Source organism: Microbacterium esteraromaticum (assembly GCF_028747645.1).
GTDB lineage: Bacteria > Actinomycetota > Actinomycetes > Actinomycetales > Microbacteriaceae > Microbacterium > Microbacterium esteraromaticum_C.
In genome coordinates, this window is record NZ_CP118100.1 from 426942 (window position 1) to 446707 (window position 19766).

Annotated in this window: 20 protein-coding genes and 3 tRNA genes; 16 read left to right on the forward strand and 7 right to left on the reverse strand. The window is 65.8% G+C overall.

What is annotated here, in order from left to right:
• Positions 1-19: 19 nt before the first annotated feature.
• From PTQ19_RS01950 to PTQ19_RS01985, 8 genes are all read left to right on the forward strand, one after another.
• Positions 20-1036: an Lrp/AsnC family transcriptional regulator gene (locus tag PTQ19_RS01950; RefSeq protein WP_206550600.1), complete on the forward strand. Its 1017-nt coding sequence runs from the start codon at positions 20-22 to the stop codon at positions 1034-1036.
• Between the two features lie 115 nt (positions 1037-1151).
• The gene (locus PTQ19_RS01955) at positions 1152-2642 is read left to right on the forward strand and encodes an aldehyde dehydrogenase family protein (RefSeq protein WP_206822788.1); all 1491 of its coding nucleotides are present in this window, start codon (positions 1152-1154) and stop codon (positions 2640-2642) included.
• Positions 2639-3391 carry a gamma-glutamyl-gamma-aminobutyrate hydrolase family protein gene (locus tag PTQ19_RS01960; protein WP_274368251.1) on the forward strand — a complete coding sequence of 251 codons (753 nt, stop codon included), beginning with the start codon at positions 2639-2641 and terminating at the stop codon, positions 3389-3391. Before PTQ19_RS01955 ends, PTQ19_RS01960 begins: the two co-directional genes overlap by 4 nt.
• On the forward strand, positions 3388-3858 hold the full coding sequence (locus PTQ19_RS01965) for a DUF3830 family protein (protein WP_179409198.1): 471 nt from the start codon (positions 3388-3390) through the stop codon (positions 3856-3858). Before PTQ19_RS01960 ends, PTQ19_RS01965 begins: the two co-directional genes overlap by 4 nt.
• Before the next feature lie 55 nt (positions 3859-3913).
• Positions 3914-5002: an extracellular solute-binding protein gene (locus PTQ19_RS01970; protein ID WP_206821152.1), complete on the forward strand. Its 1089-nt coding sequence runs from the start codon at positions 3914-3916 to the stop codon at positions 5000-5002.
• Positions 4999-5832 carry an ABC transporter permease gene (locus PTQ19_RS01975; protein ID WP_179409196.1) on the forward strand — a complete coding sequence of 278 codons (834 nt, stop codon included), beginning with the start codon at positions 4999-5001 and terminating at the stop codon, positions 5830-5832. Before PTQ19_RS01970 ends, PTQ19_RS01975 begins: the two co-directional genes overlap by 4 nt.
• The gene (locus PTQ19_RS01980; RefSeq protein ID WP_274368252.1) at positions 5829-6629 is read left to right on the forward strand and encodes an ABC transporter permease; all 801 of its coding nucleotides are present in this window, start codon (positions 5829-5831) and stop codon (positions 6627-6629) included. The genes PTQ19_RS01975 and PTQ19_RS01980 overlap by 4 nt, the downstream gene beginning before the upstream one ends.
• Positions 6629-7684 (forward strand): ABC transporter ATP-binding protein, encoded by a 1056-nt coding sequence (locus PTQ19_RS01985; RefSeq protein WP_206550594.1) that lies wholly within the window; start codon positions 6629-6631, stop codon positions 7682-7684. Before PTQ19_RS01980 ends, PTQ19_RS01985 begins: the two co-directional genes overlap by 1 nt.
• A gap of 116 nt (positions 7685-7800) precedes the next feature.
• Here the strand turns inward: PTQ19_RS01985 and PTQ19_RS01990 are convergent, their stop codons facing one another.
• Entirely contained in the window at positions 7801-8694 is an 894-nt protein-coding gene (locus tag PTQ19_RS01990; RefSeq protein WP_274368253.1) for an HNH endonuclease family protein, read from the reverse strand.
• A 180-nt stretch (positions 8695-8874) separates the two neighbouring features.
• Here PTQ19_RS01990 and PTQ19_RS01995 point away from each other — a divergent pair, with 180 nt between their 5' ends.
• Positions 8875-10104, forward strand: coding sequence for a Fic family protein (locus tag PTQ19_RS01995; protein ID WP_274368254.1), 1230 nt, complete (start codon positions 8875-8877; stop codon positions 10102-10104).
• A 387-nt stretch (positions 10105-10491) separates the two neighbouring features.
• On the opposite strand, the gene PTQ19_RS02000 is transcribed toward PTQ19_RS01995, so the two are convergent.
• Positions 10492-12180 carry an AIPR family protein gene (locus PTQ19_RS02000; RefSeq protein ID WP_274368255.1) on the reverse strand — a complete coding sequence of 563 codons (1689 nt, stop codon included), beginning with the start codon at positions 12178-12180 and terminating at the stop codon, positions 10492-10494.
• Between the two features lie 218 nt (positions 12181-12398).
• On the opposite strand from PTQ19_RS02000, the gene PTQ19_RS02005 reads away from it, so the two are divergent.
• From PTQ19_RS02005 to PTQ19_RS02020, 4 genes are all read left to right on the forward strand, one after another.
• The gene (locus PTQ19_RS02005) at positions 12399-13298 is read left to right on the forward strand and encodes a tyrosine-type recombinase/integrase (protein ID WP_274368256.1); all 900 of its coding nucleotides are present in this window, start codon (positions 12399-12401) and stop codon (positions 13296-13298) included.
• The gene (locus tag PTQ19_RS02010; protein WP_274368257.1) at positions 13295-13495 is read left to right on the forward strand and encodes a hypothetical protein; all 201 of its coding nucleotides are present in this window, start codon (positions 13295-13297) and stop codon (positions 13493-13495) included. The genes PTQ19_RS02005 and PTQ19_RS02010 overlap by 4 nt, the downstream gene beginning before the upstream one ends.
• Positions 13496-13585: 90 nt before the next feature.
• Complete coding sequence (locus PTQ19_RS02015) at positions 13586-13957, forward strand: hypothetical protein (protein ID WP_274368258.1); 372 nt, start codon at positions 13586-13588, stop codon at positions 13955-13957.
• Between the two features lie 17 nt (positions 13958-13974).
• A complete protein-coding gene (locus PTQ19_RS02020) occupies positions 13975-14724 on the forward strand; it encodes a hypothetical protein (protein WP_274368259.1) in 750 nt (249 codons plus the stop codon).
• A 259-nt stretch (positions 14725-14983) separates the two neighbouring features.
• Here the strand turns inward: PTQ19_RS02020 and PTQ19_RS02025 are convergent.
• The 3 genes from PTQ19_RS02025 to PTQ19_RS02035 all read right to left on the reverse strand — a co-directional run bounded on the left by PTQ19_RS02025 (position 14984) and on the right by PTQ19_RS02035 (position 15300).
• Positions 14984-15056: transfer RNA gene (locus PTQ19_RS02025), tRNA-Phe, on the reverse strand.
• A 70-nt stretch (positions 15057-15126) separates the two neighbouring features.
• Positions 15127-15200: transfer RNA gene (locus PTQ19_RS02030), tRNA-Asp, on the reverse strand.
• A 27-nt stretch (positions 15201-15227) separates the two neighbouring features.
• Positions 15228-15300 (reverse strand) — tRNA-Glu (locus tag PTQ19_RS02035).
• Positions 15301-15509: 209 nt separating this feature from the next.
• Between PTQ19_RS02035 and PTQ19_RS02040 the strand changes: the two genes are divergently transcribed.
• Positions 15510-16901: a M23 family metallopeptidase gene (locus tag PTQ19_RS02040; RefSeq protein WP_274368260.1), complete on the forward strand. Its 1392-nt coding sequence runs from the start codon at positions 15510-15512 to the stop codon at positions 16899-16901.
• An 81-nt stretch (positions 16902-16982) separates the two neighbouring features.
• On the opposite strand, the gene ppa is transcribed toward PTQ19_RS02040, so the two are convergent.
• Positions 16983-17474, reverse strand: coding sequence for an inorganic diphosphatase (gene ppa / locus PTQ19_RS02045; protein ID WP_179409192.1), 492 nt, complete (start codon positions 17472-17474; stop codon positions 16983-16985).
• Positions 17475-17574: 100 nt separating this feature from the next.
• Here ppa and tilS point away from each other — a divergent pair, with 100 nt between their 5' ends.
• Positions 17575-18570, forward strand: a complete 996-nt coding sequence (gene tilS / locus PTQ19_RS02050) for a tRNA lysidine(34) synthetase TilS (protein WP_274368261.1) — start codon at positions 17575-17577, stop codon at positions 18568-18570.
• Positions 18571-18574: 4 nt separating this feature from the next.
• Here the strand turns inward: tilS and PTQ19_RS02055 are convergent, their stop codons facing one another.
• A complete protein-coding gene (locus tag PTQ19_RS02055; RefSeq protein WP_179409190.1) occupies positions 18575-19102 on the reverse strand; it encodes a DUF937 domain-containing protein in 528 nt (175 codons plus the stop codon).
• Between the two features lie 108 nt (positions 19103-19210).
• Here PTQ19_RS02055 and hpt point away from each other — a divergent pair, with 108 nt between their 5' ends.
• Positions 19211-19762 carry a hypoxanthine phosphoribosyltransferase gene (gene hpt / locus PTQ19_RS02060; RefSeq protein WP_274368262.1) on the forward strand — a complete coding sequence of 184 codons (552 nt, stop codon included), beginning with the start codon at positions 19211-19213 and terminating at the stop codon, positions 19760-19762.
• Positions 19763-19766 lie beyond the last annotated feature (4 nt).

Below are 19766 nucleotides of genomic sequence, written 5' to 3' on the forward strand. Positions count from 1 at the left end.
GTTTCGGTAGCCTTCAACTGTGAACGACCTTAAGGCCGATGACTCCGACCGACTGATCGCCGCCGCCCTGCAAGTGAACGGCCGAGCCTCATGGGGCGAGATCGGGCGGGCGTTGGATCTGCCTGAGCGCACCGTCGCCCGGCGCGGTCAGCGCCTTCTCGACAGCGGCCTCGTACGGGTGTCGACCTATGTCGATCCGGCGCGCGTACTGCATGCGCGCGCCGTGCTGTTCCGCATCACCACCCAGCCGCGGGCGCTGTGGAGTGTGGCTCGTTCGTTGGCGCGGCGGCCCGATGCGTCGTCGGTGTCGGTGCTCGAAGGCAGCAGTGACGTCACGGGGATGCTGCTGCCGCGTGATGATGCGGCGATCCGCGAACTGCTGTTCACCGACTTCCGCGAACTGCGCGGAGTGGAGTCGATTCACGTCACCACGGTGCTGAAGTTCTTCCGTTCCGGGCATGACTGGAGGGTCGACATTCTCAGCGACGAGCAGGTGCGGATGCTCGACCCGGGCCCGTCCGGCCCCTTGGATCCGGGTGATTCGTTGTCTCCCGATGAGCATGCGCTCATCGAGCTGCTGCTGCGCGACGGGCGGATGCCGGTGGCGCAGCTCGCGCGCGACGTGGGCCTGAATGTCACCACGACGCGTCGCCGCATGGAGTCGCTGCAGCGGCGCGGGCTCATGCATCCGCGAACCGAGGTGCTGCCGTCACTGTTCGGTCTGGGTCTGGAGGCTCTGGTCTGGTTCCGTGTGCCGATGGCAGACATGGAGGCCGTGGGGTCGGCGCTCGCCACGGCCCCCGAGGTGAAGTTCATCGTGGCGACCACGGGAACCTCGCAGTTGCTGTTGAACGTGCTCGTGCGGGACGAAGCGGAGTTCTACGAGTTCCTGACCGGTCCGACGATCGCTCAGCACGAGGGCCTGGAGGTTGTCGATTCGCTCGTGGTGATCGCGCCGGTTCTGCGCGGTTCGCTGATGGTCGACACTCTGATCGACGCCGATGAGGAGCCGCTTACGGGGGCCATCCGAATATAGCGAGATCGCTCACAAATCCCGCCCTAGTGGCGAGATAGTTCATCTACGGTTGCATTTCTGGCGAAAACCGGCGACTATCATCATCTGTGGGACTTCCACAGATGAAAGGATCATCGTGTTCACGGCAACGGGTAGCGACTGGGAACAGCGCGCAGCGGCACTTCACCTCCGGACGGGCTTGCTCATCGATGGCGAGTGGGTGCAGGGATCGGCGGAGCCGCTCACCCCGATCAGCCCGCGCGACGGACGTGCACTGCCCGCGATCTCGGCGGCATCCGATGCCGACGTCGACCGCGCCGTGCGCTCGGCACGCGCCGCCTTCGACAGCGGATGCTGGTCGCAGCGCGCGCCCCGCGAGCGCGGACAGGCGCTGATCGCCTTCGCGCAGAAGATCCACGACAACGCCGAAGAACTGGCCCTGCTGATCTCGCTCGAGATGGGCAAGCCGATCCGCGAAGCGCTGCAGACCGAGATGCGCGCCGTCGTCAACTGCTTCCGCTGGTACGGCGAAGCCGTCGACAAGGTGCTCGACGAGCTTCCGGTCACCTCGCCCAACAGCCTCGCGCTGGTTACCCGCGAACCCGCCGGTGTCGTCGCCGCCGTCGTGCCCTGGAACTTCCCCCTCACGATGACCGCGTGGAAGCTCGCCCCCGCGCTCGCCGTCGGCAACAGCGTCGTGCTCAAGCCCGCCGAGAACTCCAGCTTCTCGGCGCTGCGTCTGGCCGAACTCGCCCTCGAAGCGGGCATCCCCGCCGGCGTGCTCAACGTCACCCCGGGCCGGGGCCACGAGGCCGGCCGCGCGCTCGGCGAGCACAACGACGTCGACGTCATCACCTTCACCGGCTCGCCCGAGGTGGGACGCAAGTTCCTCACCTACTCGGGTCTCTCCAACGGAAAGCGCGTCTGGCCCGAGCTCGGCGGCAAGACCGCCAGCCTCGTGCTGCCCGATGCCGACCTCGAGCGCGCCGTGCGCGCCACCGCCGATGGGTGCTTCTACAACCAGGGCCAGATGTGCACGGCCTCGTCGCGGCTGCTCGTGCCCCGCGCCGACCGCGATCGTGCTCTCGAGATCGCCGCCGAGGTGGCGCGCACCACGCTGCCCGCCGACCCGTTCGAGGTGACCACCTCGATGGGAGCGATCGTGAGCGAGAACCAGCTGCGCAGCATCGCCGGTTTCGTCGAGCGTGCGGATGCTGAAGGCGCCGAGATCGCCGCCGGTGGCGCTGAGCGCTTCGACGCCGTCGCGGGCGGCAGCTACTTCGCTCCCGTCGTTGTCGGTGTGACTCCCGAGAACGAGGTTGCACGCCGCGAGGTGTTCGGCCCGGTGCTCTCGGTCATCGCCTACGACGACCTCGATGACGCGCTGGCGATCGCCAACGGCACGGAGTACGGTCTGGCCGCGGCGCTCTGGAGCAACGACCTCAACGCCGTGCACCGGGTCTCGCGTCGCATCAAGGCCGGCGTCGTGTGGGTGAACTGCTTCGAAGAGGGCGACATGACCATGCCGTTCGGCGGAGTCAAGGGCTCCGGCTACGGGCGCGACAAGAGCCTGCACGCTCTCGAGAAGTTCACCGACCTCAAGTCGACGTGGATCGAGCTGTCGTGACCGCCCCGCTCATCGGCATCAGCACCTGGCGCCGCACCTTCGACACCGAGCTCGGCGACGCCCGCCCCATGCACACGCTGGGGGCCGAGTACGCCGCTCCGGTCGAAGCGGCCGGTGGTGCCGTCGTGCTGCTGCCCCCGACCGCCGCTGTCGATACGGTGCTCGACCGGATCGACGGACTGGTGATCTCGGGTGGGCAGGATCTCGACCCGTCGCGCTACGGTGCGGCCCCCGAAGCCGGCAAGACCTACGACCCCGCCCGCGACGAGTACGAGATCGCCCTTGTGCGCGGTGCGCGCGAACGCGGCATCCCGGTTCTGGCCATCTGCCGCGGCATGCAGGTGACCAATGTGGCCTTCGGTGGCAGTCTGATCGTCGACATCGATGCGACGACCACCCACCGCCCCACCACCGGTGCGGCGCAGCTCGATGAGCGCCACCCGGTGCGCCTCGACGCCGGCAGTCGTCTGAGTCGTGCCTACGGGGTGACCGAGCGCACCGTCAACACGATCCATCATCAGGCGGTCGACCGCCTCGCCGAGGGGTTCCGGGCGGTCGCCTGGGCGCCCGACGGCATCGTCGAGGCGATCGAGCCCGACGACGACTGGGCCTACTGGGGCGTGCAGTGGCACCCCGAGAAGCTTGCCGGCGCGGAAAGCGCCGAAGAGACCCCCCTGTACGCGGCGCTGATCGCCGCAGCACAGGAACGAGCAGCCGGCGCGTGCGCCGCAAAGAAAGGAACAGCATGACCAAGCAGATCTTCCTCGAGTACGAAAACGGCACGCGCGCCATCGCCACGCTCCTTGAGGACCTGGCGCCCGAGACCTGCGCCGCGCTGTGGGGCGCACTCGAGAAGCCGGTGACGATGCAGGCGATGCACGCCATGTACGCCGGCCCCGAGGTCATGGTGGGCCTGCCCGAAGAGGCACAGGGCTTCGACCCCGAGGCGATCCCGCACGAGAACCAGCAGGTCGTTCCGGCCCCCGGAGACCTCATGTGGTACTGGCAGCGTCCCATGCAGATGGGCGGCCTGCCCTTCGAGTGGTACGAGATCGGTGTCTTCTACGCCGGTGGCGCACGCGTCTTCGGCCCGCTCGGTTGGACCCCGGTCAACATCTGGGCCCGCGTGACCGAGGGCCTTGAAGAATTCGCCACCGAGAGCGCCGCGATCCGCATCGACGGTGCCAAGAACCTCACCATCGGCCGCGTCGCCTGACAGCACGCGACCCGAGGACCTCTCCGTCCCCGATGATTGATACGAAGGAGTATGCATGAAAACCCGAAAGTTCATGACCCTCGGTGCCCTGGCGACCATCGGAGCGCTCGCGCTCACAGGTTGCAGCGGCGCCGCTGACACCCCGAGCGCCGACGGCGACGCCGACAAGCCCTACGCCGGCGAGACCATCGTCGTCACCACGTTCGGTGGCGACTGGGAGAAGGCGTTCGTCACCGCCGTCGTCGACCCGTTCGAGGCCGAGACCGGTGCCAACGTCGAACTCGTCACGCTGTACAGCGCCGACGCGCTCGCCCAGGTCACCGCGCAGAAGGCCAGCCCGCAGATCGACGTCGTCCACTTCTCGGGCGGCCAGGAGTACACCGCCGCGCAGGAGGGGCTGATCGACCCGATCGCCGCTGACGACCTGTCGGAGTACGACAACCTCGTCTCGGTCGCAACCGCCGGCCTGGAGCGCGGCGAAGGCCCCGTGATCCAGCTGGCCCCGATCGGCCTGGTCTACAACACCGAGTCCGGTGCACCCGCGCCGACCTCGTGGGAAGACCTGTTCGATGAGGCCTACGCCGGTCACGTCGCCCTGCCCGACCTGAGCAACTCGTACGGCGTTCTGTCGATGCTGCGCGTCGCAGACGTGCTCGGCGGCGGCATCGACGACACCGAGCAGGCCATCGCCGACCTCGGTGCACTCGCGGCATCCGGTGACGCGATCGTGGTTCCCACGTCGCCCGACCTGCAGACGGCATTCGCCCAGCGCGGCACGTGGCTCGCCCCGTACGCCATGGACTACGCCGGCACCCTGCAGGACGCGGGTCTTCCGGTCGAGTTCATCGTTCCCGAAGAGGGCGTGACTGCCTCGCTGATCACCGCCAACGTGGTCTCGGGCCGTGAGAACACCGAGCTGGCAAAGCTGTTCGTCGACTTCGAGCTGCGCCCCGAGGCGCAGAAGGTGTTCGCCGAAGAGATGCGCTACTCGCCGGTCAACTCGGCCACCGAGCTGTCGGCAGAGGCTGCCGAGTCGGTGCTCACCGGCGAAGCCCTCGACGCGGCCGTTGTCTACGCCCCCGGTGACATCGCCGGTGAGCGTCAGGCGTGGATCGACTCCTGGAACGCACTGATCACCCAATGAGTATCCGAACCCGTAAGGAGCCCTGGCTGCTCCTCCTGCCGGCGCTGGCTCTGCTCACGATCGGCTTCGTCACCCCGGTTGCCGGCATGCTTCTCATGAGCGTTCAGGCGTCGGCAGGCGGGTTCACTCTGGAGAACTTCACTCGTCTGTTCACCAGCGAGTACCACCTCCAGGCGGCGTGGCGTTCACTCCGCCTGGGGGTCATCCAGACGCTCGTCACCCTGCTGCTGGCCGTACCACTGTCGTACATCATGGCCAGGGCCGGCGCGAAGGTGCGGTCGTTCCTGCTGATCGTCATCATCCTTCCGCTCATGACGAGCGTCGTGGTGCGCACGTTCGGCTGGGTCGTGCTGATGGGCCCGATGGGCCTGCTCATGCAGATTCCGGGTGCCGAGTGGATCGCGCAGAGTGCGCAGGGCTTCCTCGGCACCGAGGTGGGCGTCGTGATCGCGATGGTCCAGGTGCTGCTGCCGTTCGCCGTGCTCAGCATCCTCGGGGTCATCTCGGGCATCCGTCCGCAGCTCGAAGAGGCCTCACGCACTCTCGGTGCGGGCTTCTGGCGCACGCTGTGGCACGTCGTGCTGCCGCTGTCGATCCCCGGGATCGTTGCGGGAGCGTCGCTGGTGTTCGTGCTCTCGGTGAGCTCGTTCATCACCCCCCGCTTCATCGGTGGGCCGCAGATCCCTGTGTTCGCGCAGACGATCTACGTCGACGCCACCACCAACCTGAACTGGCCGTTCGCTGCCGCCCAGGCCGTGCTCCTGTTCGCAGGGGTCATGCTGGTGCTCGCCGCCACCGCCCGAATCGGAAAGGCACCGGTGCGCGCATGATCCGCTCAGTGCCGATCGTCGGCAAGATCCTCGCGATCCTGCTGGGGATCTTCATCACCCTCTACATGCTCGTGCCGCTGCTCGTGGTGGCTGGTGCCTCCATCAGCGAGAGCCGCTTCCTGACGTTCCCCCCGAAGGGGTTCACTCTGGAGTGGTACGTCGACGCGCTGACATCCGACACGTATCTTGAGCCGTTCCGTCTCAGCCTGATGGTCGGCGTCGTCGTTGCGATCCTCGCCGCGACGATCGGCACCGCGGCGGCGCTTGCGCTCACCCGGTTCCCGATCCCCGGGGCCGGCGCGATCCAGGCGTTCCTGATGTCGCCGTTGACGCTGCCGACGATCATCCTCGCGATCGGTGCGCTGTCGCTGACCTCGATGACGATCGGTGCCCCCAACGTGGGTGTGCTGATCGTGGTGCACGTCGTGATCGCGATCCCGTATGTGATGCGCACCGTCACCGGGGTCATGGCCCGCGCCGACCACTTCACCGAAGAGGCATCGCGCACCCTCGGCGCCAACGCATGGAACCGCTACCGTCTCGTCGTGCTCCCCATTGCGCGACCGGGTATCGCGGCGGGGGCGTTCTTCGCCTTCAACATCTCGTTCGACGACGCGGTGATCGCCCTGTTCCTGCGCAGCCCGCAGCTGGAGACCCTGCCCATCGCGATCTACGGGCAGCTGGAGTTCAGCACCTCGCCGACGGTCGCCGCCGTCTCTACCCTCATGGTTCTCATCACCGTGGCCCTGATGATCGTGCTGGAGCGCATCATCGGCCTGGGAAGGTTGTTCGTCTGATGACTACGCTCACCATCTCTTCGCTCACGAAGGACTTCAAGAGCACGCAGGTTCTCAAGGGCATCGACCTGGCGGTCGAGTCCGGTGAGTTCATCTCGCTGCTCGGGCCGTCGGGATGCGGAAAGACGACGCTGCTGCGTTGTATCGCAGGCCTCGAATCGCCCACGAGCGGAACGATCGAGATCGGCGGCACCGATGTGACGCGCCTGCCTCCGGAGAAGCGCCACCTGGGCATGATGTTCCAGAGCTACGCGCTCTTTCCGCACATGACCGTCGTCGAGAACGTGCGCTTCGGTCTGCGCATGGCGGGCGACAAGCCGAAGGCCGAGCAGCGCGAGCTGTCGCATCGTGCGCTGGAACGCGTGCAGATGGGGCACCTCGCCGACCGGCATCCGGCGCAGCTTTCGGGCGGACAGCAGCAGCGCGTGGCGCTGGCGCGGGCGATCGCGTTCGAGCCGCGTGTGCTGCTACTGGATGAGCCCCTGTCGAACCTGGATGCCCGTCTGCGCGAAGACATGCAGATCGAGCTGAAGGAGCTGCACCGCACGCTCGGCCTCACCACGATCTTCGTCACGCACGACCAGGAAGAGGCGATGAGCCTGTCGGACCGCGTCGTGCTGATGAACGGGGGAGTGATCGAGCAGGAGGGCGCGCCCACCGACCTGTACGGCGCGCCGCGTTCGTCGTTCGCGGCCGACTTCATCGGCTCGGCGAACCTGCTGCCCGCGACGCGCTCCGGCGCCACCGCCTACCTGCAGGGCAGTGACGTCGCGGTGACGATCGGGGGCGCCGCCCCCGTCGCAACGGTCGACGGTGAAGACGGCCAGGTGATGTTGCGTCAGGAAGACCTGCACGTGCGTGCGGCGGTGGATGCTGACGCACCGGTGCCGGTCGAGATCGTCACCTCGGTGTACCGCGGTGCGGATGTCGTGTACGTCGTCGAGCTGGCCGGGCGCCGTCTGCGTGTCGTGGCCCCGCGTCACGAAGTTCTGCTGCCTGCCGGGCCTGCGGGCCTCGGGTGGCGCGAGGGCGCAGCCCTCTGGCTCGCTGCGTAACCCGAATCGCGGCTGAGTCCAATCGGCCCGGATCCTGCGTCTCCTCCCCTCGGAGAGGCGGGGTCCGGGCCGATTTCTGTGCCCACGGCGGTTGGTTCGGCTGCTGTGGTGCGTGGTCAGGAAGACGGAACCGAGAACGTCGACGTCGGTAGCGGCTGGTCGGGGCAGGTGTTGAGCACTCGTGTGATCGCGTCGTGTTCGGCGGGCGTGACCCACAGGTTGTAGGCGGCCTTCACGGCGACCTGGCGTGCGACGTAGTCGCACCGGAAGGCGCGGTTCTTGGGCAGCCAGGTGGCGGCGTCGCCGTCGCCCTTCTGCGCGTTGGCTGAGCCGTCGACGGCGAGCAGGTTGAGGGGGTCGTTGGCGAACGATGCGCGCTGGTCGGAGCTGAGCTGTTGGGCGCCTTTCTGCCAGGCATCCGACAGGGCGACGACGTGGTCGATCTGCACGAGTTCGCTGGTTCCTTGACCTCGGATGAAGTCGATCCTCTGCCCGGTGAAGGGGTCGTCGAGTGTGCCCGTGGTGACGCGGCAGGTGCCTGTGCGGGTGATGTCGGTGAGGTCGCGGGCGAGGATGTCGTTGCGGGTGTCGCAGCCGTTGCGGTCGACATCCTGCCAGCGGGGGCCGAACTGTTCGCGGGAGTAGCCGGTCTTGGGTGCACGGCCTTTGACGGTCAGGGTGTCGAGTGTCTGCAGCGCGGTGACGTTCTGGAGGTCGTCGGGTGTGCCTGCGGGAGCGTCTGGCGACGGTGCGGTGGTTGGTTCGGTCGGCGTCGGGGTGGCGGTGAGAGACGGCGGATGCCCGATATCGTCGCCGAACACGACGTTGGCGAGGCTGCCGATGAGCAGCACGGCCACGCCGAGCGCCACCAGGCTGAGCGTCGTGCGGCCCCGTCGGAGGAGCTTCTTCGATGCCGTGCGCGCGCTTGCCATCATGTTCACCGCTCTGCCGGCGCACCGCTGCACGCGCACCGCGCATGGAAGGCCGGCGATCAGGTGCGCCGGGCGCACGATCGGATACTGACCCCGTGCCTCGGGGTGCAACGCGCTGCTCGGGTGGCAGCGCACAGTTAATCGTAGGAGGGGGTGGGGACACTCGCGCATGGTTGACCGCCACGGTGGTCTGAAGTACTCTCGCGCTTATTCCAGTTTATATGGCATATTCTTGAGTATTACCTGCCATAATCAAGCATGCACGCGTCACAGTTCACCGGGCATCAGTGGCCGCCCCACGAGGTGGAGGTGTTGCCTTGGCGTCAGCAGGTGCGTGGAGGAACCCGCGCCGACCGGATGCTGACTGTCGTACAGGCGACGATCCCTCCGATGATCGAGCACGCGGAGTATCTTCCTCCGATGCCGGTCATCGTGGCATCCGAGCACGCGTTGCTGGCCGTTGCTCAGGCAGACACGGATGCTGAGGGGCATTCTGCGGCGATGAGCCGCTTCATGATGCGTACGGAATCGGTTGCCTCGTCCAAGATCGAGCGGATCACGGCCGATGCGGTCGACTACGCCAAAGCTCTGGCCGGCAACCGCTCGAACATTTCCGCGTCGAGCATGGTGGCGGCCAGCACAGCGTTGCACGAGCTCGTCACCGTGACCGGAGATCGTGGTCGATTCGAACTGGACGACGTCCTCGCCGCACACCACGCGCTCATGAAGGACGACCCGCAGGAAGCGTCCTACGCCGGCCGCCTGCGTGACATGCAGAACTGGATCGGCGGAAGCGACTACTCGCCTCGAGATGCGCTGCACGTGCCGCCCGCATCCGAGCGTGTCCCCGCACTGATGGACGACCTGCTCGCCTATCTGAACCGCGATGATGTGCCCGTGCTGACGCAGGCGGCGATCGTGCACGCCCAGTTCGAGTCGATCCATGCCTTCACCGATGGCAATGGCCGTATCGGCCGAGCCTTGGTCTCCGCTGTCTTTCGTCGGCGAGGTGTGACGCGAAACGCTGTCGTTCCGCTGGCCAGCGGTCTGCTCGCCGAACGCGATAGCTACTTCGCAGCCCTCGGGGCATATCGCCTCGGCAACCCCGCTCCGTTGGTCGAGCTGTTCGCACGTTCCGCTCGCGCGGCGGCGACGTGCTCTCGCGTGTCCATCGCGCGTATCAAGGCGCTCCCGGGGGAGTGGATGGCAGAGGTCCAGCCACGCACGGGCTCTGCGGCCGCTGCTCTCATCCCCGCCTTCTATGACAATCCGGTGATGACGGTCTCGGAGATCGAACGGTACTCCGGAGCCTCTACGCAGGCGACCTACACGGCGATTGACCGGCTTGAGGATGCCGGCTTCATCCGCGAGATCACAGGACGCAAGCGCGACCGGGTCTGGGTGGCGTCTGAGCTTCTGGCTGAGCTCGACGATCTCGATCGGCGCATCCAGACCGAAATGGTCAAGGGGTTGCCGACTCAAGGCTGAGCCCGGGGGCATCGGTCAACCCCTCCAGCAACAGCGCGTACAGCCTCACGGACAGCGCGTTTCATCTCGCTTCGCTCGCTCAACGACCGGGGTGGGTGGCGCGTGTTGTCTCGCTTTGCTCGCTCAACGACCGGGGGAGGGCAAAGCAAAACCCCCGCGATGTAGAAGCTACGCGAGGGTTTCTGGGATCACTGTAATGATGATCCTTGTGGCTCCGACCGGCATCGATCCGGTGACCTTTCGATATTCAGTTAGATTCGGCGGGCCAGCGGGCGCTTGTTGGTCGCCGTTTGCCGCGTGATCCCGCGGAAGTCGTCATGGTTAGTCGCGGCTGCTTGAGGGTGGTTTCAGCGGAGCTACCGGCACGGCACCGGCACACTCCCGCCATCATTGGTGGTTGAGACGTGTTTGGATCTCCTCGGCCAGATGACGGCATTTCGTCGCGTTCTTGAAGAGGCTGGCGAGGTAGTTGCCCTCGTACTTGCTGTCGACGAGCGCCACGAGCTCTTTGTAGATTGACGACGTGAGTGCCTTGGCGGAATCCACGGATGCCGCAAACGAGTCCTCTTCGATTGTCGGCCAACAAGGGTCGAGCTGAGAGTACACAACGTGGGCGATCAATCGGTTGCCATGCACCGCGACGAGGTTAGAGCGTCCTGTGTTCTCGCTTCTTAGGTTCGCAAGGCGACCGTCGATAGCTCGAAGCAACTGAACTGAGCGCCAGAGTCGTTGTGCGGAGAGTGTGGAGTCAAAGAGTCGCCGATACTGCGAGGAAGTGTCCTCGGACTCGGCGCCGATCCACAGGCGTCCAACTTCGCGCTTGGCTTGGGTTGAAAGATCGACGTTCTCGTTGGCGCATGCGAGTGCAACAGTCGCATCGGTGATAGTGAAGCCCTTGACGGGTGCTGGTGTCTCGGCACCGCTCTTGATCACATATCGAATGCCAGACAAATTAAGCTCGACCGCCAGTGAATCCTGAAGCGGATCCAGGGAGACAAAATCACGACGCTCGACCCGATTCTGGGTGTTTGTGCCTCGAGTCACGCTTTGCGCAAAGCCAGGCGGGCAGCCCTCCAGTGAGATGAAGCGGACTGTGACTCGTGCATCGGCGACTTTCTCTGCGTGCTCGACGTCCATCGTAGCGAGGCATCCAACTGTCTGAGCCCCGTTGACAATTGAGACACCGGAGAACCGAAATCTACCTGACTTCCTCGATGCGCCTTGGGCGGCCGCTTTGGTGAAACTGTCGCACAGGACCGTGATGCCGTTGTTGAGGTACCAAAAATGCTCCGGTGCCTCAAGCAAGGTGTCGCTGATCGACGCATTTACCTCGGAATCGCCGAGGAATTGTCGGATGTTGCTGGCAAGGAGATTTGTTCCGTGATCCCTGTACCACGATGCCACCTCCTGCGCAGATACCTGGCCGTAGAATGCACGATAAGGATCCTCTACCGCGCCCCAGTCATAGAGCGTTGCATCGACGTCGGGCTTTCTGCCGGTCGCGGCCGCGCGCAGGATGTTATGAAGTTCCTTCTGAGAAAGGTACTCAAAAGTCACCGTCTCGATCGGATCATTCATTTCCGCCAGCAGGGTTGATACAGCTGCGCTTGCGTCGGCCGAAATCTTGTCCGCTCCGGAATGCACGACGAGCAATGTGATGTGCACGTCGAGATCCTCCAACGCGGCCTCAAAATGCTCCCGCTGGTCTTGGAACTTTGCGTTGAAGCGGCCAAACTCCGCGTTGACGAAATTTCGCACACCTTGCAAGAACTTGTGCATGTCTCCTGCGCTGATCGAGCCGGTTCCTTTGCTCGACCATTTTGACTGTACGAGGAAGATCGTCTTTGTTCCCTGATCGACCCAGGCCGCATCGATGCCTTGATCGTTGAAGCCATCGGTTACAGCCGTGGCGGCGTCTTCGGGCTGTAAGCGGCAGCGCTCCATGAGCGTCCATGCGGCCAGGCCTCGGCTTCGACGAACCATGTCAACATCGCCCTTGGCGTCCGACACATCAATGTGCGGGCCTACTGCGTTCTCGATGTTGGTAGCGAGCTGTCGAAGCTGGAGTACACCCATACTCCGAATGTAGCGGTCATGTGAGGTAGGGCTGAAGCGCCGCCGAGGACCGGACGCACCGCAGTGCGGCGCTTCAGCCCGCCTAGCCGGCCGGAGGTCGGTCTTGAACGAGTAAAGAAAGTTCTCACAGCTCACCGGTCGCTCTTCGCATGGCGGCGCGTGAACGGCGTAGCTTGTCCGACTCTTCGCGCGACTGTTCCTTGCTGGCGTCGCGGGACTTGACCCACGAACGCTACTGGCCGGTGATAGAGAACAGCATCCGAGCCTCGACCGTCCGGGCGTACGACTGCGGATGGCGGCTTCGCGTGAAGCCATGGCTCGGGCACTTGCTACTCGAAAAGCTGACTGCGGGCGACATTGACACGGCCATGTCGGAATGGAACGGGAGCGCCTCGACTCGTATCGACGCGCTTTCCATTCTGAGCCGCCTCCTCGATGGAGCAGTCAGGGCAGGAATCATCCCGATGAACCAGGCACGCCTTGCGCGTCGCCCGCGGGTCGAGTCCGGGCTTGGCCCTCGGTTTCGCGCTCTGACAGCTGCGGAAGCCACGATCCTGCTCGAAGCGATTGATGGAGCGCACTACCGGCGCTACATCGCTGGGCTCGTGTACACCGGTATGCGCGCCCACGAGGCGGCTGCACTGCGCTTTGAAGACGTCGATCTGGCGCATCGCACCATTCACGTGCGCCGTGCCTACGGCGTTGGACTAGACGGTCGCGGCGTCGAACTCACCCCCAAGGGGCACAAGGGATGCGACGTGCCGATTCCGAGTGCGCTCGTTGGACTGCTGACGGAGGCCATGGAAGGTAAGCAACGTGGAGAGCCGGTGTTCACAGGCCCACGAGGTGGCCGGCTCAACGCCTCGAACGTCCGGCGTGCGATCGATTGGGGAGCACTGCGCAAAAAGATGCGTCGAGGAGACCTTCGGGTTCACGACCTTCGGCGCACCTTGGCCACGCTTCTCTTCGATGCGGGCGCGTCTGCCAATGACGTGCAGGCCGTGCTCGGCCACTCGACGATGCAGATGACTGAGCGCTACAGCCGCGCACGCTCCGATGTCGCGAAGCGTGCAGCAGCAGCCATAGACTCGCTGCTCGACCTGAGGGAGGGCCCGTGATGGACGCGAAGCAGGACCTCGACTTGATTCTCAAGGAGTCGCACGGCCATGCGGTACTGGTCAGCGCGCTCGGGGACTACATCGGTGACCTCGAAGCCAAGTGCGAGAGTCGCTTCGACGATGCGGAGGCAACCTGCTTTCCGCGCAGCATCCGCTTCGCGGAAGCCCTGAGTGACATCTTCTATCGCTGGCCGTGAATCTCACTTGACGAAGCTTGTCCGCGAACATCACGCCTGACGGCCTATATGGGAGAGCGCACGTGCGTTCGAATGGGATGGAGTACAACAATGCGCGAGATGCTGATGTTTGAGGTTGATCGGTCGAACCAGCTCAATCTCGACAAGAAAGTCATGGAGGACCTTGGCACCGACCTGGCCCAGCAAGGCGAAGTCGCCGCCGTCTGGATTGCGGATGAAGGGTGGGGCATCGGGGGCTTCCACCTTCAGATCGCGGTAGCTACACGTGGACGCACAATCGAGCGCTGCCTGGACGACACGTTTCGGCTGGTCGAATACTGTGCCCAAGCGCACGCCGTTCGCATCGGTCTCAGTGCCATGGCGGGTCGCAACATCGCTGATGCACCTGCTGAGATTCTCAGCGAGCTTGGCTTGAAGACTAGGCTGAGCACCTTGTCCACGGTGTTTCGGAGGCTCAAATGAACGGGAGCATTGCGCAGATGAGGCAACTGGAGTTCGACTTCGACGCCGTCGACTTCGTCACCAGCGACAACCACTTCGGGCATGCTCGGATCAGTGAGCTCGCCAGTCGGCCGTTCACGTCCGTCGACGAGATGAACGTCACCATGATCGAGCGCTGGAATGCTCTTGTCCGGCCCGACGACGTCGTGCTGCATCTCGGCGATCTTGCGCTCGGGCCGATCGAGACGAGCATCGGACTTACGAGCAGGCTCAACGGACGTCGGCTGCTTGTGCCGGGCAACCACGATCGCGTCTCGCCTGCAATGCAATCGAATCGCGCAGTCGAGCGGTTCCGCCCGCTGTATGAGGATGCAGGGTGGACGGTGCTCCCTGAGATCCTGCACGGCACCCGACGCGGTGTTCGGCTGCTCGCTTCGCACTATCCGTACTCCGGCGACACCACGGGAGCTGACCGGCACAGCAAGCATCGACCGATTGACGACGGCATCCCACTCATCCACGGGCACACCCACGAGCACGAGTTCGGCCCGCACAACTACCGCGAGTTCCACGTCGGAGTCGATGCGTTCGACTTCGCGCCTATCCCGTTCAAGCTGATCGATGCTTGGCTCGAGAGTCTGCGCCGCGAGGAAGAAGAAATCGCCGCGATAGTCAGAGCGCGCACGGCTTCGGTGGAGAGCGATTCGCTCGACTCGCTGGCTCGTCAGTTTGGCGTGAATCTCGACGGCGACGACCCGACCGACGATGCCGGGAGCAACCAAGAATGAGGGCCCACCGGCCCCAGACCGGCCGAGTGGCACAGATCGGACGCATCTCCGCATCCGGCGGCACACGTTTCGTCTCGCTGCGCTCGCTCACCGACCGGGGTGGGTGGCGCGTTTCGTCTCGCTGCGCTCGCTCACCGACCGGGGTGGGTGGAGGCGTTTCGTCTCGCTGCGCTCGCTCAACGACCGGGGGGCAAAGCAAAACCCCCGCGATGTAGAAGCTACGCGAGGGTTTCTGGGATCACTGTAATGATGATCCTTGTGGCTCCGACCGGCATCGATCCGGTGACCTTTCGATTTTCAGTCGAACGCTCTACCAACTGAGCTACAGAGCCGCGCGGCACTTCGTGGAACTGCCGCGTCCGATACGAAAGGCCTTCTCGAAAGAAGGCCCGTCGCTTGGAGCGACCCTGACGGGACTTGAACCCGCGACCTCCGCCGTGACAGGGCGGCACGCTAACCAACTGCGCTACAGGGCCATACTTGTTAAATTGTATCGGAAAGAGTGACCCCAACGGGATTCGAACCCGTGCTACCGCCGTGAAAGGGCGGCGTCCTAGGCCGCTAAACGATGGGGCCGGATGAGATCCCCGGGGGGTTCCCTTGCCGACGCTCAAGCATAAGCGGTTTTTCCTCCAAAAGTGAAATCGAGGGCGGTTCGGCTTGTATCCCGGGCGTTTCGAGGCAGGATGGAGGTGCCTCGCGCGCACGCGCGAGACCGACGAGGCCTGTTGCAGTTGTGACGAATGTTGTTAGTGTGGCAACTGTGAAACGGGGGACGATGCCGTGTGAACGATGACGTGCTGAAGGATGCGCCTGCAGCATCCGATGACTGCGACTGCGCGCCCACATCCGCAGAGCGACGCTCCCTCTGGCCCTCGGCCAAGGTGTCGCGCCGCGGCGCGATCACCGTCGGTGCACTCAGCGCCATCGCGGTCACCGCCTTCGGAATCTCTGCCGGCAGTCCCACCGCTCACGCCGCCGATTACCCGAGCTGGGATGACGTTCAGCGCGCGAAGGCCAACGAGGCCGCCAAGGCCGGCGAGATCACTCGCATCCAGGGTCTGATCGAGCAGCTCACTCAGCAGGCCGCCGCCGCCGAAGAAGCCGCACGCAAGGCCGGCGAGGAGTTCTACGCCGCCCAGCAGGCGTACTTCGAGCAGGCAGACAAGGCCGAAGACCTGCAGGCTCAGGCTGACGAGCAGTCTGCCATCGCTGATGAGAGCGCGCAGAAAGCCGGCCAGGTCGCCAACCAGATCTACCGCAACAACGGAGACGACGCCGCTCTCGAGATGTTCCTCTCGAACTCGGGCGACGGCGCCGACGATCTGCTGGAACGCCTCGGCAGCATGGACAAGCTGCTCGAGTACAACCGTGCAGTCGCCGACCGCGCCGCCGCCGCCCGCGACTCGGCGCAGTCGCTCACCGACCAGGCGGTCAAGGCGCGCGACGAACGCGATCGGCTGCAGAAGGTCGCCGAGCAGAAGATGATCGCCGCGCAGCAGGCCGCGGATGCCGCCCAGGCGGCCCTGCAGCAGAAGCAAGACAACCTGCTCACGCTCGAAGCGCAACTCGCCGCGCTCAAGGACACCACGACCGCGACGGTCGCCGGTTACCAGGAGGGCGAGCGCAAGCGCAAGGAAGAAGAAGCGCGTCGCCGCCGCGAAGAAGAAGAGCGTCGCAAGCAGGAAGAGGCCGCCAACAACAACGGTGGTGGCGGCGGTTCCAGCGGTGGCGGAGGAGGTGGCGGTGGCACCGGCGGATCGGGCTCCGGCGCCTGGCGCCGCCCGCACGGCGGCTACATCTCGTCGCACTACGGCCCGCGCCCCCCGCGCTGCGTCAACGGCGTCTGCCGCTCGACGTTCCACCGCGGAACCGACTTCGCAAACGGATGCGGCGCAGGCATCTACGCCGCCTCATCCGGGCGCGTCGATGCAGCGTTCTACAACAGTGGCTACGGCAACTACATCCGCATCCAGCACGGCGGTGGCGTCGCCACCGGCTACGCGCACCTCAGCCGGTTCGCTGTGCGCTACGGCCAGCAGGTCAGCGCCGGGCAACTCATCGGCTACGCCGGCAACACGGGCGCCTCGCAGGGGTGCCACCTGCACTTCGAGGTCTACACGGGCGGCGGAACCGCCAACCCCTACAACTTCCTCAGAGCCCGCGGCGCGATCTGATCGCGTCCACCCGCGATAACGACGAAACCCCCGGCCGCTCGGCCGGGGGTTTCGTCGTTCGGGCTCAGCGGCCCGCGAAGATCAGTGGCCCTCGGCGCCGAAACGCTCGATCGCCTCGTCGAGGATGCGCTGGGCCTCAGCGGCATCGCCCCACGCGTCGACCTTGACCCACTTGTTGGGCTCGAGGTCCTTGTAGTGCTCGAAGAAGTGCTCGATCTCCTTCTTCGTGTACTCGGCCAGGTCACCGAGGTCCTGGATGTGCGCCCAGCGCGGGTCCTTCGACAGCACGGCGACCAGCTTGTCGTCGCCACCGGCCTCGTCGCTCATCTTCAGCACGGCCACCGGGCGCACGTTCACGACGACGCCCGGGTAGATCGCGTGGTCGAGCAGCACGAGCACGTCCAGCGGGTCGCCGTCCTCACCGAGCGTGTTGTCGAAGTAGCCGTAGTCAGCCGGGTAGCCGAACGTCGTGTACAGCACGCGATCGAGGTGCACGCGCCCCGTCTCGTGGTCGACCTCGTACTTCACGCGGCTGCCGCGGGGGATCTCGATGACGGCGTCGTGTGCGCCCATGGGTGCTCTCCTTGAAAGACGATGAAAAAAGCGGTGGATGCCGGTGACCAGCCTACTTCGCGATGAGCGCCGCGCTCGTTCGGGCGGCTAGCGTGGGAAGGTGCCTTCGCTGAATCCCGCCGTCGCCGAGATCCGCCGTGCGGTGCGCACTGCCATCGCCGAGCTCCCCGAGCGGTCGACCGTGGTCGTCGCGCTGTCCGGGGGTGCCGACTCGCTCGCACTCACCGCCGCCACGGTGTTCGAGGCCAGGGCGCGCGAGATCACCGTGCTCAGCCTCACCGTCGACCACCAGCTGCAACCGACATCGGGTGAGGTCGCGGCCAGCGCCGCCGTCGCCGCGGAACACCTGGACGTCGATAACGCGCTGAGCACCAAAGTCGAGGCCACCGCGACCGGGGCAGGACCCGAAGCCGCCGCTCGCGACGCCCGCTACGCCGCGATCGGCGGGATCGCCCGCGCCGAGAACGCCGCCGCCGTGCTGCTGGGACACACCCTCGACGACCAGGCCGAAACTGTGCTGCTGGGTCTCGCCCGCGGTGCCGGCGCGGCCAGCCTGCAGGGCATGCCCCCGGTGCGTGTCGACGACGACGGGCTGCGCTGGATGCGCCCGCTGCTGGGCGTGCGCCGCGCCACCACGCGGGCGTTCTGCGCAGCATCCGACATCGCGGTCTGGGACGACCCGCACAACACCGACGAACGCTTCGCGCGGGTGCGCGCGCGCCAGCGCGTGCTGCCCGTGCTCGAAGCCGAACTCGGACCCGGCATCGCCGAGGCGCTCGCCCGCACCGCCGAGCAGTTGCGCGAGGACACCGCCGCCTTCGACGACATGATCCACGAGACGATCGAAGACATCGTCGAGCACGCCGAAGCGGGCATCTCGGTCAGCGCTGCCGCGCTCGCTGCCAACCCGGCCGCACTGCGCAACCGCATCATCCGCCTGGTCGTCGACAGCGAGTTCGGCGTGAGCCTCACCCGGGTGCAGACCCTGGAGGTCGCCCGGCTGGCCACCGACTGGAGCGGGCAGGGCCCCATCGACCTGCCCGCCTGCACGGCGCGCCGCCACGGCGGGCGCATCGTGTTCACCGCACGAAGCTGACGTCCTACTTGCGTCCGCCGAGCAGCCCACCCAGCAGATCGCCGATGCTGCCGGCCAGCCCGCCGTCGTTCTGACCGCCGCCGTTCTGACCGCCACCGAGCAGACCGCCGATCAGATCGCCGATGCCCCCGCCGCCGGACTTGTCCTTGTTCGCGTTCGCGATCAGCCCCATCACGATGGGGGCGAGAACGGGCAGCAGCTTGCCGAAGTCGATGCCGCCGGCCGTCTTCTCGGAAGCCGTGAGGCCCTCGACGACCTGCTTCTCGTCGCCACCGAACACGTGACCGATGATCTTCTCGCCGTCGGCCGCGTCAACGTCGTCGACCGAGGATGCCCCGGTGAACCCCTCGTGGCGGCTCAGCGCCTTCTCGATCGCCGAAGAGCCCTCGGCGGTCTCGGCGTTCTTGGCGAGGCCGCCCAGCAGAGCCGCACCACCCTCCTCCGCCGCCCGGCGGGCGACGTCGGGGCTCACGCCGAAGCGCTCGGCGATGTCATCGACCGGCACCTGCTTGAGGATGTCGTCGAGGTTCATGTGTTCCACCTTCCCCACGGGCGCACGCCCGCTCCTGTCGTGCTCACAGTAGCCGCCCGCATGCGGAAGACGACAGGAATCGGCGCGCATCCGATTTAGACTCGAGGCATGCGCGCCGCCGATATTCAGGACGACCTCACCCAGATCCTCGTCACCGAGGAGCAGATCCAGGCGAAGCTGGCCGAGCTGGCCGAGCAGGTCGCCGCCGACTACGCGGGTAAGGACCTGTTGCTCGTCGGTGTGCTCAAGGGGGCCGTCATGGTGATGGCCGACTTCGCCCGCGCTCTGCCCTGCCACGCTCCGATGGACTGGATGGCCGTGTCGAGCTACGGCGCGAGCACCAAGTCGAGCGGTGTCGTGCAGATCCGCAAAGACCTCGACACCGACCTCAACGGCAAGCACGTGCTCATCGTCGAAGACGTGATCGACTCGGGGCTGACGCTCAGCTGGCTGCTCGACAACTTCGCCTCGCGCGGCGCCGAGTCGATCGAGGTGCTTGCCCTGCTGCGCAAGCCCGAGGCGGCCAAGGTCGAGATCGACTGCAAGTACGTCGGCTTCGACATCCCGGTCGAGTTCGTCGTCGGCTACGGCCTGGACTACGCCGAGCGCTACCGCAACCTGCGCGACGTCGCCGTGCTGGCACCGCACGTCTACTCCTGACGCT

Coding starts and splice junctions, on each gene's coding strand:
- PTQ19_RS01965 (WP_179409198.1), top strand. CDS start 3,388: ATGACCAAGCAGATCTTCCTCGAGTACGAAAACGGCACGCGCGCCATC.
- PTQ19_RS01970 (WP_206821152.1), top strand. CDS start 3,914: ATGAAAACCCGAAAGTTCATGACCCTCGGTGCCCTGGCGACCATCGGA.
- PTQ19_RS01975 (WP_179409196.1), top strand. CDS start 4,999: ATGAGTATCCGAACCCGTAAGGAGCCCTGGCTGCTCCTCCTGCCGGCG.
- PTQ19_RS01980 (WP_274368252.1), top strand. CDS start 5,829: ATGATCCGCTCAGTGCCGATCGTCGGCAAGATCCTCGCGATCCTGCTG.
- PTQ19_RS01985 (WP_206550594.1), top strand. CDS start 6,629: ATGACTACGCTCACCATCTCTTCGCTCACGAAGGACTTCAAGAGCACG.
- PTQ19_RS01995 (WP_274368254.1), top strand. CDS start 8,875: ATGCACGCGTCACAGTTCACCGGGCATCAGTGGCCGCCCCACGAGGTG.
- PTQ19_RS02000 (WP_274368255.1), bottom strand. CDS start 12,180: ATGGGTGTACTCCAGCTTCGACAGCTCGCTACCAACATCGAGAACGCA.
- PTQ19_RS02015 (WP_274368258.1), top strand. CDS start 13,586: ATGCGCGAGATGCTGATGTTTGAGGTTGATCGGTCGAACCAGCTCAAT.
- PTQ19_RS02020 (WP_274368259.1), top strand. CDS start 13,975: ATGAGGCAACTGGAGTTCGACTTCGACGCCGTCGACTTCGTCACCAGC.
- ppa (WP_179409192.1), bottom strand. CDS start 17,474: ATGGGCGCACACGACGCCGTCATCGAGATCCCCCGCGGCAGCCGCGTG.
- PTQ19_RS02055 (WP_179409190.1), bottom strand. CDS start 19,102: ATGAACCTCGACGACATCCTCAAGCAGGTGCCGGTCGATGACATCGCC.
- hpt (WP_274368262.1), top strand. CDS start 19,211: ATGCGCGCCGCCGATATTCAGGACGACCTCACCCAGATCCTCGTCACC.